Here is a 16,087-nt window from a genome sequence, read left to right as displayed (position 1 = left end):
GTTCAGCTACGACCTGTGGGGCGACACCGTGAACACGGCCAGCCGGATGGAATCCCATGGAGCGCCCGGCTGCATCCAGGTCACCGCCCGCACCTGGGAGCGGCTGCGGGACCGCTACCGGTTCGAGCGGAGGGGACCGATCCAGGTCAAGGGCAAGGGAGAGATCGTCACGTATTTCCTGGAAGGGCGAGCCCGAGAGAGCAGTTAGAGCCACAGGATCGTCTTCACGATGGGACCTGGCTGGCAAGGCCGCGTGAGGACTCCGGCCTTGAACTTGTGTCATGAAGTGCGAGATATTACACGCTCGAACGTGAGTGGTGCTGCGCTCTCGCTCCACGACGGGTGGGCGGACGACGGAGATCGAGAATTGAGTGGCCTTACCGATCGCGTCCCTGTGCTGGAGATGGTCGGCATCTCCAAGCGGTTCGACGCCACCCAGGCCCTCGGGGGTGTCTCCCTGACCCTCTACCCGGGCGAGGTCCAGGCGTTGGTGGGTGAAAACGGGGCTGGCAAGTCGACGCTCATCAAGATCATGACCGGGATCCACCCGGCGGACGAGGGGACGATCCTCGTCAACGGCGAGCAGGTCACGTTGCGCAGCTCGGCCGAGGCGCAGCGGCACGGGATCGCGGCCATCTACCAGGAGCCGACGATCTATCCCGACCTCAACGTCGCCGAGAACATCTTCATGGGCCACCGGGACCGAGGGGTCCTGGTCCGCTGGGGCCGGATGTACCGGGAGGCCGAGACCATCCTCGCCCGGCTCGACGTCCACCTCGATGTGCGCAGCCTGGCCAGCGGTCTGTCCGTGGCGGCCCAGCAGGCCGTCGAGATCGCCAAGGCCATGTCCCTGGACGTGCGCGTGCTCATCATGGACGAGCCCACCGCGGCCCTCTCGGCCCACGAGGTCACCCAGCTCTTCCGGCAGGTTCGCCACCTCACCGCGGGTGGCGTGGCCGTGCTGTTCATCAGCCACCGGCTCGACGAGGTGTTCGAGATCGCCGACCGCGTGACCGTGCTGCGCGACGGCAGGCGCATCTCCTCCAGACCCAGGGACAAGGTCACCCCCCAGCGGGCGATCCAGGACATGGTCGGCCGGGAGATGTCGGAGTTCTTTGCACGAACCGAACATCCTCGGGGTGGCTTGGCCATTCGCGTCTCGGGAATCGGGAGGACCGGCGCCTTCGGGGACGTGAGCTTCGAGGTCCACAAGGGCGAGGTGCTGGGCCTCGCCGGCCTGGTCGGCGCCGGGCGGACCGACGTCGCGCTCGCGCTGTTCGGGATCGCCCCGGCGGAGTCCGGCAGTGTGGAGTTGGACGGCCGACCGGTGGTGATCCGCTCACCGCGTGAGGCGCTGCGCCACGGGATCGCCTACCTATCCGAGGACCGCCGTCACCTGGGCCTCTCCCTGCCCCAGTCGGTCACCGCGAACATCACGCTGGCCACCCTCGACCGGTACGTGACGCGGCTCAGGCTGGTCGACAGCTCCGCCGAGCACGCCGTTGCCGACCGGTTCCGGCGCCGGCTCAGCATCCGCACACCCTCGCTGGAGACGCCGGTCGAGCGGCTCTCCGGAGGCAACCAGCAGAAGACCATGCTCGCCAAGTGGCTCAACGCCGAGCCGACCGTGCTCATCCTCGACGAGCCCACCCGCGGGATCGACGTCGGCGCCAAGGCCGAGGTCCATCACATCATCGACGAGCTGGCCCGCTCCGGCATGGCGATCATCCTGATCTCCTCCGATCTGCCGGAGGTGCTCGCGATGAGCGACCGCATCCTGGTGATGCGCGAAGGCCGGCAGGTGGGGATGTTCGGCCGCTCGGAGGCGACCGAGGAGGGCATCATCACGGCCGCCATGGGGGCCGCATGAGCGGCACCGCGGCCGGGCCGGCGGAGCGAGTGGCAGACGGCCGGCGGCCACGGCCGAAGCTGCGGCCGGAACGGCTGCGGGAGCTGTCGCTTCTGGCCGTCATCGGGGTCTCGGTCCTCGTCTTCAGCCAGCTCGTCGACAACTACCTGAGCGGCAGCTTCTTCAACCGGGTGACGACCAGCATGGCGATCACGGCGGTCCTGGCGGCGGCGCAGACGATCGTGATCCTGACCCGCAACATCGACCTGTCGGTCGGCTCGATCGTGGGTGTGACGGCGTATGTGACGGGCGAGTATCTGGCCGCGCACCAGACCACCGCACCCGTGCTCGCAGTCGGCCTGGCGATGCTCATGGGCTGCGTCCTCGGGCTCCTGAACGGGACGCTCGTGGCCTACGGGCGGGTGCCGTCGATCATCGTCACCCTTGGGACGCTGGCGATCTACCGGACCTGGCTGATCGACCACGCGAACTCGCGCACCATCACGGCCGACTCGCTGCCCCAGTGGCTCGTGGAGTTCCCGCAACGGACGGTCGTCAGCCTCGGCGGGCTCGACATCCGCCTGGTCCTGACCGTGGCGGTGGTGGTGATCGTGGCCCTCCAGCTCGCGCTGGGGAGGCTCCGCTGGGGCCGCTGGGTCTATGCCGTTGGCTCCAACCCCGACGCGGCCCGGCAGGAAGGCCTTCCCACCGAGCGCATCACCCTGGGGGCGTTCGCCATGTGCGGGGCCTTGTCTGGGCTGGCGGGCTTCATGTTCCTGTCCCGGTTCGGGACGATCACGGTCGCCGCGGGCCAGGGCCTGGAGCTGGCCTCGGTCGCCGCAGCCGTGGTCGGCGGAGTCAGCATCCTCGGCGGCTCGGGCACCCTGATCGGGGCGCTGCTGGGAGCGCTGCTCATCGACCTCCTCGAACTGAGCCTGGTGCGGGTGCCCGAGATCAGCGTGTTCTGGCGCGACGCCGTCCTGGGCGCGCTCATCCTGCTCGCCATCGCGGGCGACGTCGCCATCGGCAAGCGGCTGCGGCGGTTCTGGACGTCACCCGCCCGGCATTCGACCAAGCCGCCGGAGCGGGAGGCGACGACGGATGCGTGACCGGGTGCTGCGCTGGAGGACCGAGCTGCTGCTGGCGGCGATCCTCCTCGGCGTGGTCGCGGTGAACGTGTCCCTGTCGCCGTTCTACCTGCGGACAGGGAACTTCGTGAACATGTTCCAGCTCTCGATCGAGAAGGCGATCGTGGCCGTGATCATGACCCTGGTCATCATCAACGGTGAGATCGACCTCTCGGTCGCCTCGGTGATGGGCTTCTCCGCGGCCGTGGTGGCCGCCCTCCACGAGGGTGGCTCTGTCCCCTTCGCTGTCGCCGTGGTCGTCGCGCTGCTCGCTGGTGCGGGAGCGGGCCTGCTCCACGGGCTGTTCGTGGCCCGGATGGGGCTCCCGTCGCTGGTGGTGACGATCGCGGGCCTGATCGGCTTCCGGGGCGCGGCCCGCGTCCTGGTCGGGGACCGGTCGATCGGCGACTTTCCCGAGTGGTTCGACCGGCTGGGCCAGGATCCGCTGGTCGGCCGCTTCTCGCTCGCGTTCATCATCTTCGTCGTGGGGATCGTGGCGGCCGGAGTCGTCCTCCAGCGCACCGCGTTCGGCCGCTCCGTCTATGTGATCGGCAACAACGCCGAGGTCGCCCGCTACTCGGGGATCAGTGTCGCCCGCGTCAAGCTGGCCCTGCTGACCACGTCGGGGTTCGTGGCCGGGCTGGCCGGGGTGCTGTTCGCGGCCCGGCTGGGATCGGTCCGCGGCAACCTGGCCGAGGGATTCGAGCTCGACATCATCACGATGGTGCTGCTGGGAGGGGTGAGCATCTTCGGGGGCTCGGGCACCCTCGTCGGCGTCGCCCTCTCGATCCTCATCATCCTCAATCTCCGCTCCGGCCTGGGGTTGGCCAACATCCAGGCCACCACCCAGACCGGGATCATCGGGGCGCTGCTGATCGCCTCGGTGCTGGTCCCCAACCTCGTCGATCGCTTGGGAAGCTGGCGCCGCCGGTCCGGCCCCGCGGTGATGCCGCCACCAGCCTCAAGCGACACCGGCGCCGGGGAGGTGAGGCCCGTCGTGACAGACCCGAACCGCACCGCACACCGCGGATAGCCCGTCGACCACAAGGAGGAAGGAATGAAGACGCGGCTTTCGCTGCTGGCCGGCGTGATCAGCCTTGCCCTGCTCGCTGCGGCCTGCGGCGGTGGGTCCGAGGAGCCGACGGAGACCACCTCACAGGCGGGCGCGGCCGAGGGTGTGGTCACGCTCCAGGGTGGCAAGGAGTTCAAGTCGATCCTGCTGCCGAAGTTCACCGGGGTGGCGGTCTTCGACCAGGCCAACCAGGGCGCGCAGGAGGCGGCGAGAGAGCTCGGCGTGGACGCCGCACAGTTCCTCGGGCCAACCGCCGACAACAGCGTCGCCGGGCAGATCGAGATCGTGACGAACGCCGCGACCCAGGGCGTGAACGCGGTCATGATCTCCAACAACGCCGGGGACCAGATCGAGCCGGCCGTGAAGTCAGCCGTGGATGCAGGCGTCAAGGTCGTGAGCTGGGACTCGCCGATCCCGTCCGGCGAGGGCGAGAGCCTGTTCGTGGCCCAGGTGGACTTCGACGAGACCGGCACCGTGATGGCGGACATGGCGCTGGAGATCCTCGGCGCCGACGGGGGCAGGTTCGCCATCCTGTCCGCGTCGCCGGACGCGGCCAACCAGAACGCCTGGATCGCCGCCATGAAGGAGGCCCTCAAGGACCCGAAGTACTCCAAGCTCGAGCTCGTCGACACCGTGTACGGCAACGACGAGTCGGAGAAGTCCTACAACGAGGCCCTCGCCCTGGTCGACAAGCACGCCGACCTGAAGCTCATCATGGCGCCCACCACCGTGGGCATCGCGGCCGCCGCCAAGGCCATGCAGGACGAGAAGCTCTGCGACAAGGTCAAGGTGTCGGGGCTGGGGCTGCCCGACGAGATGAAGGCATACACCCAGAACGGCTGCGCACCGCAGTTCGCCCTGTGGAGCTTCACCGACCTCGGCTACCTCACCTTCTACGCGGCCTACGGCGTGGCCACGGACCAGATCAAGGCCGAGGAGGGGGCCAAGTTCAAGGCGGGCCGCATGGGTGACTACACGGTCGAGAAGGATCCAACTCGCGACAACGGGCTGCGCATCCTCATGGGCCCATTCACCAAGTACGACAAGGACAACGTCGGCTGACCTAGTCCAGGTGGAAGACCGCCTCGAGCGCTTCCATCATCTGGTCGGCATGGCGGCCGGAGCCGGTGAAGTAGGGGGCCATCAGCGCCTGCCAGCGCTCGTTCACCGGCTCGGCCGCCATGCCGGCCAAGGCCTCCTCGAGGCTGCCCTCGGTCTCGAAGTAGCCGAACAAGGTCCCGTCGGGCCGCAGGAACAGCGTGTAGTTGTGCCACCCGTTGCGGCGTAGGGCCTCCAGCATCTCCGGCCAGACCGCCTGGTGGTGGCGCTTGTAGTCGTCGAGGAGGTCGGGCCGGACCTTGAGGACGAAGCCGATCCGGTTCATGGGATCTCAGCGGACCTCGACGCTCGCCCGGTAGGGGTTGAGGCGGGCGTCGTCCGGCTCGAGGTCGGTCACGAGAAGGCTGATCTCGTCGAGCGCGAACATGCGGGCCTGGGCGCGGGCGCCGAGCTTGCTGTGGTCGACGGCCAGGACGACGCGCGACGCCGCGGCGCTGAGGGCCCGCTTGACCTGTGCCTCCTCCAGGCTCGGCTCGGACGAGCCGACCGCCGGGTCGACCGCGGCCGCCGAGCACACGAACACGTCGAAGAGGAAGTCCCCTGCGCCGCGGATGGCGACCGGCCCGACCAGGCTCCCGGTCCGGGGCTCCACGGATCCGCCGGTCAGGGTGGCGACCACGCCCGGCTTCCCGACCAGGGTCTGGAAGGTGTCCAGGCCATTGGTGACGACCACCAGGTCCTGGGCGCCGTCGAGCGCGGCGGCCAGCCGGTACACGGTGGAGGACGCATCGAAGGCGATCGTGCCCCGGGTGGGGACCAGGTCGAGCAGCTTGCCCGCGATCCGGGCCTTCGCGCGAGCGTTGTGCCGGTGGCGCTCGGCGAACGGCTCGGGGCCCATGGCCACCGCGCCCCCGCGGATGCGACGGGCCACGCCGAGCGCCTCGAGCTCATCGAGGTCACGGCGAATGGTCATCTCGCTGACGCCGAACTCGGTCGCGAGCCGGTCGATGCGCACGGTGCCGGTCTCCCTGATCCGCTGTTCGATCAGGTTGAGCCGCTCGTATTGACTGCTTGGGGCTACGGCAGCGATAGGGTCCCTCCGTGTGAACGGGAGTAACTCATCACATTACATCACATCACAAGACGCTCCGCCCCGATCGCCAGCCACCGGCGCGCGTCCTCGAGGCGTTCGAACTGGCCCAGCGCCAGCCCCTGGATCACGGCGTTGCCGAGCGCGGTCGCCTCCGGCGACCCGACGGTCACCGGCACGCCGGCGTGGCGGCCATAGAGCTCGTTCATGAGGCGGATGCGGGCGGCACCCCCCACGACGAGCACCTCGTCGACCGGGGTGCCGGTGACCGCCACGAGCTCGTCGGCGACCCGGGCGGTCGCCGAGGCGATGGACTCGAGGATGCAGCGCACCACCTCGGCACGGGAGGCCGCGGTGCCGAGCCCCGCCGCGGCCCGGATCTCCGTTTCCATGTCGGCGGGCGCCAGGAAGCGGGCGTCGGCGGGATCCACGACCCTGACCGGCCCGCGCACGCCGGCCGCCGCCGCGACCAGCTCCTCGATGGTCGGGTTGCCCCAGGCGGCGCGGCATTGCTCGAGGAGCCAGAAGCCCGTCACGTTCTTCAGGAAGCGGACACCGCCGAGCGCGCCGGCCTCGTTGGAGAAGTTGGCGTCTCTGGCCTTCTCGGACGTGTCGGCGGTCGGCCGCTCGGCGCCGACCAGCACCCAGGTGCCGCTGGACACCACCACGCTTCCGGATCCGGGGACGCCCGGGACCCCGACGAAGGCCGAGGCGGTGTCGTGGCTGCCCACCGTGTGCACGCCCACACCCCGCCAGGAGCCGACCGCCAGGCCGGCCGGGACGATTGCTGGGAGCAGGGCGGGATCGAGGCCCACCGCCTCCAGCAGCTCGGCCGACCAGGCGCCCGTCCGGGCGTCCAGCAGCGCGGTGGTGGAGGCGTTGGACCGCTCGGCGCCCTCGAACCCGGTCAGCATCCGAACCACGAGGTCGGGGAGGAGCAGCAGCCTGGCGGCGCGCCTGAGCTCGGACCGGTCGTGGGCGGCGAGCTGGAAGATCGTGTTGAGGTGCAGCAGCTGGATGCCGGTGACGGCGTAGAGGTGGTCGGCGCCGATCCGCTCGGCGGTGGTCCGCCAGCCGTCGGTGCGTTCGTCCCGGTAGCAGTAGGGCGGCGACAGCAGCGCTCCCCGGCCGTCGAGCAGCCCGTAGTCCACCCCCCATCCGTCCACGCCGATCGAGGCGACGGGGCCCGCGGCCAGGCCCAGCTCGAGCCCCCGCTCGACCTCGCGGAGGATCCCGTGCCAGTCCCAGCGGAGGCTGCCGTCCTGGTGGCGGACCGGCTGGTGACGCCAGCGGTGGAGCACCTGGGCGCCCGGTTCCGGCGCGCCCAGGTCCACGGCGACCACCCGCACCGAGGTCGCGCCAAGATCGACCGCAAGCACGCGCATGGGTGCGCGTGTCACAGGCCGGTGGCGACGGTGCTGCGGCCCCGCTCGGCGATGCGGGCGTCGCGGTAGCCGACAGCCCGGTACGCCGCCAGCGGGGCGAGGGCGGCGCCGTTGCGGCGGCGGGCCTCCGCGGCAAAGGGTCGGACATCGGTCCGGAACGCCGCCTGGAGGATCTCCTGGGCCAGCGCGGGGTCGTTGCCGTCCTGCGCGGCCCGCAGGGCCTCCCGGTTGACGAGCAGGGCCTGGGCGTAGGCGAGCAGGATCGCCTCGGTCGACTGGATCAGGTCCTCGATGGGGTCCTTGAGGTTGTGGCTCTGGTCGATCATGTAGGCGAGCTCCGGCACCCGACCGCCGCCGGCAGCGACCAGCTCACAGAAGATCAGGAACAGCTGGAACGGGGTGATGGAGCCGGTGGTCAGGTCGTCGTCCCCGTACTTGGAGTCGTTGAAGTGGAACCCGCCAAGGCGCCCGACCATGGCCAGGCGGCTGACCACCTGCTCGATGTTGGCGTTGGGCAGATGGTGACCGAGGTCCACCAGGCAGGACGCCTTCGGCCCGGCCGCCTGGGCCAGGAGCAGCGATGAGCCCCAGTCCTGGTTCACGGTCGAGTAGAACGCCGGCTCGAAGGGCTTGTGCTCAGTGAACATCCTCCAGCCATCGGGGAGATGGTCGTGGATGCTGCGCAGCCCTCCCGCAACCCGATCGAACTGGGCTCGGAAGTCGGCCTGGCCAGGGTGGTTGGTCCCGTCGGCGAGCCAGACCGTCAAGGCTCGCGAACCCAGCCGCACCCCGAGGTCGATCACGTAGAGGTTGTGCTCGACGGCCGCCTGGCGGGTGGCGGGGTCCGCGTTGGCCAGGCTCCCGAACTTGTACGACACCTTCCCGTCGTTGGTCGTCGACGGGTTGTCCTGGAAGGTGTTGGAGTTCATGGCGTCGAACCCGATGCCCTGCCCGGCCGCGTACTCGCGCAGCCCTTCCGGATCGGCCGGGTCGTCCCACGGTACGTGGAGTGAGATCGACCGGGTGGCCCCAGTCAGCGCGCGGAGCGCCGCGACGTCGTCGATCTTCTCCACCGTCGTGCGGGGCTCCCCGCCGACCGGGAAGCGGCCGAACCGGGTTCCGCCGGTACCGAGCGCCCACGACGGGGCTGCTACCGAGAGGTCGGCGAGCGCTCCGACCACCGCCTCGGGGTCCGCGCGACCGCCGCGGCCGATCCGGGCGACGAGTTCGGCGAGGTCCCTGTCGTGGTCGGCGAGCAGGGGCTGGTTGAGTTCGGTGATTCGGTCCTGGTCGATCATCGCTCCTCCTTGTTGCCCAGGTCGCCGGGGGCTCAGCGCAGGAACGCCGCGGCGACGCCGGCGTCGACGGGGACGATGAGCCCGGTGGTGTGGGTCAGCTCTCCGCTGATCAGGCAGAAGGCCGCGTTCGCCACGTGTTCTGGGAGCACCTCCCGCTTGAGCAGCGTCCGGCTCGCATAGAAGCGTCCAAGCTCGTGCTCTGCCACCCCGTAGACCCTGGCCCGCTCCGCCCCCCAGCCTCCCGCGAAGATCCCGGATCCCTGGACGACGGCGTCGGGGTTGATGCCGTTGACGCGGATGCCGTGCTCCCCCAACTCGGCGGCCAGGAGCCGCACCTGGTGCGCCTGGCTGGCCTTGGCCGAGCCGTAGGCGAGGTTGCTGGGACCGGCCACGATGGCGTTCTTGCTGGCGATGTAGATGATGTCCCCGCCGGCCTGCTGGGCGATCATGACCCTGGCGGCGTGCTTGGAGACCAGGAAGGACCCGCGGGCCATCACGTCGTGCTGTCGATCCCAGTCCTCCACAGAGGTCTCCAGCAACGCCTTGGAGATCGACAGGCCGGCGTTGTTGACGACGATGTCGACGCCGCCGAAGCGAGCGACCATCTCATCGATCGACGCCTTCACCGCCTGCTCGTCGCTCACGTCGACCTGGACGGCGATGGCGTCGTCGCCTGACCCCAGCGCCTGGGAGACGGTGCGGGCCGCCTCGACGTCGATATCGGCGACGGTGATGGTGGCGCCCTCCTCGCGCAGGCGCATGGCGATGGCCCGCCCGATCCCGGAGCCCGCGCCCGTCACGAGGGCGACCTTGCCGGTGAGTGGCTTTGGCCTCGGGCGGCGCTGGAGCTTGCGCTCCTCCAGCACCCAGTACTCGATGCGGAACTTCTCGGCCTCGGAGATCGGCGCGTACGTCGACAGGGCCTCGGCTCCGCGGATCGCGTTGATCGCGGCCACGTAGAACTCGCCGGCGACGCGGGCGGTCTGGCTGTCGCCGCCGAAGCTGAACATGCCGACTCCGGGGACCAGGAAGATGGTGGGGTCTGCGCCCCGCATCGGCGGAGTCTCGGCGTCGGCGTGCCGCCGGTAGTAGGCAAGGTATTCGGCCCGGTACTCCCTGTGCAGCTCGCGGAGGCGCGCGATCAGGTCGTCCAGGGGCGCATCGGTGGGGAGGTCCAGCAGCAGTGGGCGCACTTTGGTGCGAAGGAAATGATCCGGACAGGAGGTACCGAGCGGCACCACTCGGGGCGCGGCGTCCCTGGCGAGGAAGTCCAGCACCGGCTCGCTGTCGATCCAGTGGCCGACCATGTGCCGCTCGGAGGAGGCCAGCCCCCGCAGCACGGGCCCCATGGCCGCTGCGCGTCGCTTCCGCTCCCGTTCTGGCAGGGGCTCGAACCCTTGGCGGATGCCTCCCAGCGGCTCCGGCCTGCCCTGGGTGCGGATGAACTCCTCGGCCCGGCGGATCAGGCCAAGGGAGTTGCGCTCGCACTCCGGGGAGGTCCGCCCCCAGGTGGTCAGGCCGTGGCCGCCGAGGACCACGCCTTTGAGGCCGGAGCGGGACTCGTGGAGGCGCGCGACCCGCAGCGCGAGCTCGAACCCGGGTCGCCGCCATGGCACCCAGGCCACCTCCTCCCCGAAGCATTGCTTGGTCAGCTCTTCACCGTCGGCGGCGGCGGCCAGCGCGATGATGGCATCGGGGTGGAGATGATCGACGTGCGGCGCCTCGAGCAGCCCGTGCATCGAGGTGTCGATGCTGGGAGGGGCGCCGCCCTTGCCGAAGCGGCAGAAGTCGAGCATCTCGTGCATCTCGTCCTCCTGCTCCTCGCCCCTGTACACCTCCTTGAGGTCTCGGAGCCGATCCACGACCAGAGCCGACAGCCCGTCGGCCGACAGTGTGCCGAGATCCCCGCCGGATCCTTTGACCCACATCAGCTCCACGTCGTCACCGGAGACGGGGTCCTCCACCACAGCCTTGGCCGAAGTATTCCCACCGCCGTAGTTGGTGTTGCGACGATCGGAGCCAATACGATTCGAGCGCCGGATCAACTCGGCAACCACGGGGGCCTGGCTCGTGCCAGTCATGCGGAACCGCTCCTCGCCGGAATCCCGTGTCGGCATGTGAAATAGATTGTTACATCTAACACAAGACCACGTGCTCCCGCAAGGACGATCCGGCCCGGCGGGTGGCGGGGCTGGTCATGGCGGCGACGAGTTCGGCGAACGGCTGGCCGCCGGGGACTTCAACCATGACCTCGCCACGCGTCTCCTGACCTCCCAGCCATCGTCGCTGAAGCTAGCGGCTGCCGTCGCAACCCGCCCGACCCGTGGACCTATGCCTGGTTGGGGCGCAGATCGACGCGACGTAGCAATTGGGCGTTGAGGGCGACCACGATGGTGGACAGGCTCATCAGGACCGCCCCCACGGCCGGGGCCAGGGTGACGCCCGCCCAGGCCAGCACCCCGGCCGCGACCGGCACGGCCAGTATGTTGTAGCCGGTGGCCCAGCCCAGGTTCTGGAGCATCTTGCGGTAGCTGGCCTGTGACAGGCGGATCACTCCGACGACCCCGCGAGGGTCGTCGGAGGCGAGCACGACCCCGGCCGACTCGATGGCCACGTCGGTGCCGGCGCCGATGGCGATGCCCACGTCCGCCCGGGCCAGGGCGGGGGCGTCATTGACCCCGTCGCCGACCATGGCCACCTTCAGGCCCCGGCGCTGGAGGTCGGCCACGGCCTGATCCTTGTCCTCGGGCAGGACCTCGGCGAAGACCTCGTCCACGCCGAGCTCGGCGGCGACCGCCTCGGCGACCTGGCGGGCGTCGCCGGTGATCATCACCACCCGCTTGCCGAGTCGGTGCAGCTCCTCGATGGCCTGGCGGGACTCGGGCCGGACCGCGTCCTCCAGCGAGAGCGCACCGACGACCTTGTTCTCGTGAACCACGAACAAGACGGTGGCGCCGCGCTGCTTCCACACGCCGACCTGCTCGGCCAGCACCTCCGGCTCGGCCAGCCCCAGTTGGCGCAGCAGCGCCGGCCCCCCCACGGCGACGGTGGCCCCCTCGACGCGGGCCTGGACGCCACGGCCCGTCATGGACTGGAACCCACCGGCCGCAGGCAGGTCGCCAGCGGCGCGGGCCTGGGCGGCGGCCACGATCGCCCGGGCCAGCGGGTGCTCGCTGTCGGCCTCCACCGCAGCCGCCAGCCGCAGCAGCCCATCGGTGTCGCCGTCGACCGCGGCCACCCCGCTGAGCTGGTGCTCCCCCTTGGTCAGGGTGCCGGTCTTGTCGAACAGCACCCCATCGATGGTGCGCATCCGCTCCACCGCCAGGCGGTCCTTGACCAGGATCCCTGACCGGGCCGCCAATGCCGTCGAGATGGCGATCACCAGCGGGATGGCCAGCCCTAGGGCGTGGGGGCAGGCGATCACCAGCACCGTCACCGTGCGCTCGATCGCCTGGTCAGGCTCACCCAGCACCAGCCAGACCACGAAGGTGACCACACCGACCCCGACGGCGAAGTAGAACAACAGCGCGGCCGCCCGGTCGGCCAGGGCCTGGGCCCGGGAGCGGGAGGTCTGGGCCTGCTCGACCAGCCGGCGGATGCCGGCCAGGGCCGTCTGCTCCCCCACCGCCTCGACCCGGACGCGGAGTGCGCTGTCGGTGACCACCGTGCCGGCCACCACCCGGCTGCCCGGCTCCTTGGGCACCGGGCGGGATTCGCCGGTGATCATCGACTCGTCCAGCTCGGCCGCCCCGTCCACGACGACACCGTCAGCCGGGACCCGCCCGCCCGGGCGGACCAGCACCAGGTCGCCGACCGTCAGCTCGCTGATCGGCACCGTCCTGGTCCCCTCGCCGGTGACCAGGTCGGCCTCGTCCGGCAGCAGCGCCGCCAGGGCGTCCAGGGCGCTGGAGGCCTGGCCCAGGGCCCGCATCTCCAGCCAGTGGCCGAGCAGCATGATCACGATCAGCAGGGCCAGCTCCCACCAGAACTCCAGGTCCACGAGGCCGAAGACGGTGGCGACACTGGCGCCGAAGGCGACCAGGATGGCCATGGAGATGAGCAGCATCATGCCCGGCTGGCGGCTGCGCAGCTCGGCCAGGCCGCCCTCCAGGAACGGCCGGCCACCGTAGAGGAAGACGATCGTGCCCAGCACCGGCGCCACCCAGCCGGAGCCGGGGAACTGCGGCGGGGTGAAGTTCAGCCACTCCTGGACCATCTCGGAGTAGATGACCACCGGGATGGTCAGGGCCAGGCTGAGCCAGAACCGGTCCCGGAACTGGGCCGCGTGGTCCCCATGGCCCCCATGCCCTCCGTGGCCGCCGGGCCCGCCGTGCTCGTCCGGCTCGGCGTGTTGGCGGTGCTCATCGGGCGACGGCTGATCGGCCGCGGGACGGTGCTCGGCTCCTCCGTGGCTGGCATGGTGCTCATGAGTTGCCATGTTGCTTCTCCTCGTTCGCCTTAGAGGACCCCGGTGCCAGGTTCGGAGCGCACATGCGCATGACCTGGGGCGACGTCGTCGCGGTGGTTGAGCTGCTCATGACCGGGCGTCATGCCATCGGGTCAGCTGGTCGACCTCGTCTTGCTGCGCGGTCAGGATCTGGGTAGCCAGCATCCGCGCCTCAGGCGACCGGCCCTCCTGGAGGATCGAGCTGGCCATCTTGATGGCACCCAGGTGATGGCTCTTCATGCTGGTCGTGAAGCCCAGGTCGAACTCGCGGCCATCCAGTCTGGCCAGCCAGGCCAGCTGGCCTTCGCTCATCATCTCAGGTTCGGGAGATGCCCAATACAATCGGGGGTGGCGTGGGTGGAGCCACAACCGGAGCGGCCGACCGCAACACCTCCATGGCCGGACGACCAGGCCGCCTACCGGTCAGCCGGAGCAGCAAAGCACCCAGTCCAACGATGGCTGGCATGCAGTCGTCCGCCACGTCGTGGGCCTGGACGGAGGTCCACAGCGCCGTACCCGCGCCATCGTGCTGGACCGAGCCCTCCGCAATCGAACTGCCCGGGACGGGGTTGCCGTGGTGGCCGTCGCCGCTCGCGAACAGGAACGCGTGCAGCGCCACCAGCAGGACGGCGCCGATCAGGCCAGGACGGGCCAGTCGCATAACGGCAGAGTCTATCGCGCCGTAGCCCAATCGCTCATCGCCAGCTGTCGGCCCTGGAGGGTCGGATGCGGGCGGTGACTGGTGCGGACAACGCTTCGACCGGTTCACACCACGTACCGCCGTCTGCTGAGGTTCCGCGTGGATGGAGCACCCTGCACCGAGCTACGGCGAAGCAAGAAGGCAAGCGGCCAAGGGAGCTGACCTGCTGGGAGGCTTACCGCCGACGGCGTGCTCGACGCCGCTGCCCCGAGCCATTCGATACTGCAGGCTGTCGCCATGGGATGGAAGCCGACCGGGGAGGGCCTCTGATGCGGGTGGTAGCGAGCGTGGAGATCAGCCGGCCGGCCAGCCAGGTCTGGGCGTACGTGGCCGACTACGGCAATGACATGGGCTGGCGCACGGGGGTCAGCCAGATGCGCCCATCGGTGCCCGGACCGGTTCGGGTCGGCGTCACCACCCATGAGCGGCTGCGGCTGCTGGGCATGACCTTTCGCACCGACGCCACCATCGATCAGGTCGAGGCCGGGCGCCTGCTCCAGTGGCGCGCCCACGACCGCCAGAAGCAACTCCAAGGCTCCCGTCTAGTCGAGGCGACCGGCCCGGGTACTTCCCGCTTCACCGAGGTGGTCGAGGGTCATCTGCTGGGCCCGTTGCGGCCGCTGGAGCCGCTGGTGGCCTGGCTGCTGCGGCAGCAGACCAGCGCCGACCTGCGACGGCTCAAACAGCTGCTGGAAGCGCCGACCCGCGGCAAGTCCGCACCGGAGGAGACGGCATCCTGAGCTTCTGGTTGGACCGCAGTCCTTGCTCACTGCAGCACCGTCACGAGCACGATCGCCACCGCCAGCGCGGTGTCCAGTACGAGGCAGAACTCGGCCATGGAGCGGACGACCACCCGGTTGACGCGGTGGTGGTAGGCGTCCCAGGCGGCGTGGCCGAGGAGGCCGGCCGCCACCAGGTAGGCGCCGAGCTCCGGGTTGACCACCAGGGCGGCGCCGGCGGCGGCGCCGAAGCCGAGCAGGGCCAGGGTCTGCAGCGGCAGCCCGTAGCCGGGGCGGGCGGCCCCGCGCAGCAGGCCGTAGATACCCAGGGCGACCGCGCCGCCGAGAACGACCCAGGTCGGCTCCAAGCGGTCGTCAGCCAGCCGGGCGGCAGTGATGACGACGACAGTGGCGAAGAACAGCGGCCAGGCCGCGCGCGGTCGCCCCAGGGCCGCCGCCCCTAGATAGACCGCGGCCGAGGCGGCCAGGACCGGGGCCAGCTCGACCCCGCTCACTAGGTCGAAGGCGACCAGGGCGGCAAAGCCGAGCCCGACCAACGTTGGCCAGCGGCGGCGTGCCAGCGATGGTGGCTGGGAAGTTGTCTGCGGAGTGGCTTCGCTCTCGGTCACGATGCTCCTTCACCATGGATCTGCCCGGAAGGGGCTGCGCGGGTTCTCATCGGTTCCCGACCTCGCGCTCGTAGCGGTGCGCGGGGACCGCGACGGTGCCGGTCGCCGTCTGCGCCTGGTAGGTGAACGGGCCCAGGTCGCGCCAGCCCAGCCTGGCGTAGAACCTCCGGGCCCGGGCGATCGCCGCGAGGTCGGCGGCGGCGGCCGGGCGGAGCCGCACGCCCGTCATGACGCGGCCCCGGCCGGGGAGCTCGCCGCCCGGCCGCCGGGGGCTGGTTGCTGATTGCGCCATGTCTACTCCGGACGTACGAAGTTGAACAATAGTGTTCGAGTTACGGTGGACCACAACTCGTACACTACTGTCCACGTTTATGGACCCGACGCGGCGGCGGGACCGCTCGGAGCAAGCGATTGCAGAGGGGCCCTCTGGCTCCAGCAGCATCGCCGGCAGCTAGCGCGGCGGCTGTAGCCCAGCCAAGATGACGCTGACCAGCCGGCGGACCGCGGCCTTGGTGGGCAGGCTGGCCGCTGCCGTGATGGCGTGCAGGCAGTAGATCGCAAGTTCCTCCGGGGTGACATCGTCCCGGACGTCTCCGCTCGCTGCGCCCTGGGTCAGCAGGTCGCGGATGAAGTCACTGAGTTGCTGGTGGGCTCGGGCGACGTGTGCACCCTGATGCAGAAGGGCCGCGAGCTCGCCGCGGTGGTGCTCGTG

General features: G+C 70.2%; 16 protein-coding genes. 6 read left to right on the top strand and 10 right to left on the bottom strand.

Features of this window, described 5'->3' with window-relative positions; genetic code table 11:
• From VF468_23140 to VF468_23120, 5 genes are all read left to right on the top strand, one after another.
• Nucleotides 1–208, top strand: a 208-nt coding sequence (locus tag VF468_23140; protein ID HEX5881186.1) for an adenylate/guanylate cyclase domain-containing protein, incomplete at its 5' end; no start/stop codon positions are given.
• Between the two features lie 195 nt (nucleotides 209–403).
• Nucleotides 404–1,870 carry a sugar ABC transporter ATP-binding protein gene (locus tag VF468_23135; GenBank protein ID HEX5881185.1) on the top strand — a complete coding sequence of 489 codons (1,467 nt, stop codon included), beginning with the start codon at nucleotides 404–406 and terminating at the stop codon, nucleotides 1,868–1,870.
• Nucleotides 1,867–2,958, top strand: coding sequence for an ABC transporter permease (locus VF468_23130; GenBank protein ID HEX5881184.1), 1,092 nt, complete (start codon nucleotides 1,867–1,869; stop codon nucleotides 2,956–2,958). Before VF468_23135 ends, VF468_23130 begins: the two co-directional genes overlap by 4 nt.
• Nucleotides 2,951–4,009 carry an ABC transporter permease gene (locus tag VF468_23125; protein ID HEX5881183.1) on the top strand — a complete coding sequence of 353 codons (1,059 nt, stop codon included), beginning with the start codon at nucleotides 2,951–2,953 and terminating at the stop codon, nucleotides 4,007–4,009. The genes VF468_23130 and VF468_23125 overlap by 8 nt, the downstream gene beginning before the upstream one ends.
• 24 nt (nucleotides 4,010–4,033) lie before the next feature.
• Nucleotides 4,034–5,110, top strand: a complete 1,077-nt coding sequence (locus VF468_23120; protein ID HEX5881182.1) for a rhamnose ABC transporter substrate-binding protein — start codon at nucleotides 4,034–4,036, stop codon at nucleotides 5,108–5,110.
• 1 nt (nucleotide 5,111) lies between these two features.
• Here the strand turns inward: VF468_23120 and VF468_23115 are convergent, their stop codons facing one another.
• The 7 genes from VF468_23115 to VF468_23085 all read right to left on the bottom strand — a co-directional run bounded on the left by VF468_23115 (nucleotide 5,112) and on the right by VF468_23085 (nucleotide 13,642).
• Nucleotides 5,112–5,432 carry an L-rhamnose mutarotase gene (locus tag VF468_23115; GenBank protein HEX5881181.1) on the bottom strand — a complete coding sequence of 107 codons (321 nt, stop codon included), beginning with the start codon at nucleotides 5,430–5,432 and terminating at the stop codon, nucleotides 5,112–5,114.
• Nucleotides 5,433–5,438: 6 nt separating this feature from the next.
• Nucleotides 5,439–6,152 (bottom strand): DeoR/GlpR family DNA-binding transcription regulator, encoded by a 714-nt coding sequence (locus VF468_23110; protein HEX5881180.1) that lies wholly within the window; start codon nucleotides 6,150–6,152, stop codon nucleotides 5,439–5,441.
• 86 nt (nucleotides 6,153–6,238) lie between these two features.
• Nucleotides 6,239–7,582 carry an FGGY-family carbohydrate kinase gene (locus tag VF468_23105; GenBank protein HEX5881179.1) on the bottom strand — a complete coding sequence of 448 codons (1,344 nt, stop codon included), beginning with the start codon at nucleotides 7,580–7,582 and terminating at the stop codon, nucleotides 6,239–6,241.
• 11 nt (nucleotides 7,583–7,593) lie between these two features.
• On the bottom strand, nucleotides 7,594–8,880 hold the full coding sequence (locus tag VF468_23100; protein ID HEX5881178.1) for a sugar isomerase: 1,287 nt from the start codon (nucleotides 8,878–8,880) through the stop codon (nucleotides 7,594–7,596).
• 32 nt (nucleotides 8,881–8,912) lie between these two features.
• Entirely contained in the window at nucleotides 8,913–10,961 is a 2,049-nt protein-coding gene (gene rhaD / locus VF468_23095) for a bifunctional rhamnulose-1-phosphate aldolase/short-chain dehydrogenase (GenBank protein ID HEX5881177.1), read from the bottom strand.
• A gap of 248 nt (nucleotides 10,962–11,209) precedes the next feature.
• The gene (locus tag VF468_23090; protein ID HEX5881176.1) at nucleotides 11,210–13,318 is read right to left on the bottom strand and encodes a copper-translocating P-type ATPase; all 2,109 of its coding nucleotides are present in this window, start codon (nucleotides 13,316–13,318) and stop codon (nucleotides 11,210–11,212) included.
• Between the two features lie 96 nt (nucleotides 13,319–13,414).
• A complete protein-coding gene (locus VF468_23085; protein HEX5881175.1) occupies nucleotides 13,415–13,642 on the bottom strand; it encodes a DUF305 domain-containing protein in 228 nt (75 codons plus the stop codon).
• 654 nt (nucleotides 13,643–14,296) lie between these two features.
• Here VF468_23085 and VF468_23080 point away from each other — a divergent pair.
• On the top strand, nucleotides 14,297–14,767 hold the full coding sequence (locus VF468_23080) for an SRPBCC family protein (GenBank protein ID HEX5881174.1): 471 nt from the start codon (nucleotides 14,297–14,299) through the stop codon (nucleotides 14,765–14,767).
• Between the two features lie 26 nt (nucleotides 14,768–14,793).
• Here VF468_23080 and VF468_23075 read toward each other — a convergent pair whose 3' ends face one another.
• From VF468_23075 to VF468_23065, 3 genes are all read right to left on the bottom strand, one after another.
• Complete coding sequence (locus VF468_23075; GenBank protein ID HEX5881173.1) at nucleotides 14,794–15,375, bottom strand: hypothetical protein; 582 nt, start codon at nucleotides 15,373–15,375, stop codon at nucleotides 14,794–14,796.
• A 46-nt stretch (nucleotides 15,376–15,421) separates the two neighbouring features.
• Nucleotides 15,422–15,667 carry a hypothetical protein gene (locus VF468_23070; protein ID HEX5881172.1) on the bottom strand — a complete coding sequence of 82 codons (246 nt, stop codon included), beginning with the start codon at nucleotides 15,665–15,667 and terminating at the stop codon, nucleotides 15,422–15,424.
• Between the two features lie 159 nt (nucleotides 15,668–15,826).
• The coding region (locus VF468_23065; protein HEX5881171.1) for a TetR/AcrR family transcriptional regulator at nucleotides 15,827–16,087 on the bottom strand (261 nt) is incomplete at its 5' end.

The sequence above is a fragment of the Actinomycetota bacterium genome (assembly GCA_036280995.1).
In the GTDB taxonomy this organism is placed as follows: domain Bacteria; phylum Actinomycetota; class CALGFH01; order CALGFH01; family CALGFH01; genus CALGFH01.
The sequence above is the reverse complement of the archived record's forward strand: the minus strand, read 5'-3'. Positions and strand labels throughout refer to the sequence as shown.

What these genes read in the sequence shown, in the direction of transcription:
- VF468_23120 (HEX5881182.1), top strand. Translation starts at nt 4,034, where the DNA reads ATGAAGACGCGGCTTTCGCTGCTGGCCGGCGTGATCAGCCTTGCCCTG.
- VF468_23070 (HEX5881172.1), bottom strand. Translation starts at nt 15,667, where the DNA reads ATGGCGCAATCAGCAACCAGCCCCCGGCGGCCGGGCGGCGAGCTCCCC.
- VF468_23085 (HEX5881175.1), bottom strand. Translation starts at nt 13,642, where the DNA reads ATGATGAGCGAAGGCCAGCTGGCCTGGCTGGCCAGACTGGATGGCCGC.
- VF468_23080 (HEX5881174.1), top strand. Translation starts at nt 14,297, where the DNA reads ATGCGGGTGGTAGCGAGCGTGGAGATCAGCCGGCCGGCCAGCCAGGTC.
- VF468_23090 (HEX5881176.1), bottom strand. Translation starts at nt 13,318, where the DNA reads ATGGCAACTCATGAGCACCATGCCAGCCACGGAGGAGCCGAGCACCGT.
- VF468_23135 (HEX5881185.1), top strand. Translation starts at nt 404, where the DNA reads ATGGTCGGCATCTCCAAGCGGTTCGACGCCACCCAGGCCCTCGGGGGT.
- VF468_23105 (HEX5881179.1), bottom strand. Translation starts at nt 7,582, where the DNA reads ATGCGCGTGCTTGCGGTCGATCTTGGCGCGACCTCGGTGCGGGTGGTC.
- rhaD (HEX5881177.1), bottom strand. Translation starts at nt 10,961, where the DNA reads ATGACTGGCACGAGCCAGGCCCCCGTGGTTGCCGAGTTGATCCGGCGC.
- VF468_23125 (HEX5881183.1), top strand. Translation starts at nt 2,951, where the DNA reads ATGCGTGACCGGGTGCTGCGCTGGAGGACCGAGCTGCTGCTGGCGGCG.
- VF468_23130 (HEX5881184.1), top strand. Translation starts at nt 1,867, where the DNA reads ATGAGCGGCACCGCGGCCGGGCCGGCGGAGCGAGTGGCAGACGGCCGG.
- VF468_23115 (HEX5881181.1), bottom strand. Translation starts at nt 5,432, where the DNA reads ATGAACCGGATCGGCTTCGTCCTCAAGGTCCGGCCCGACCTCCTCGAC.
- VF468_23100 (HEX5881178.1), bottom strand. Translation starts at nt 8,880, where the DNA reads ATGATCGACCAGGACCGAATCACCGAACTCAACCAGCCCCTGCTCGCC.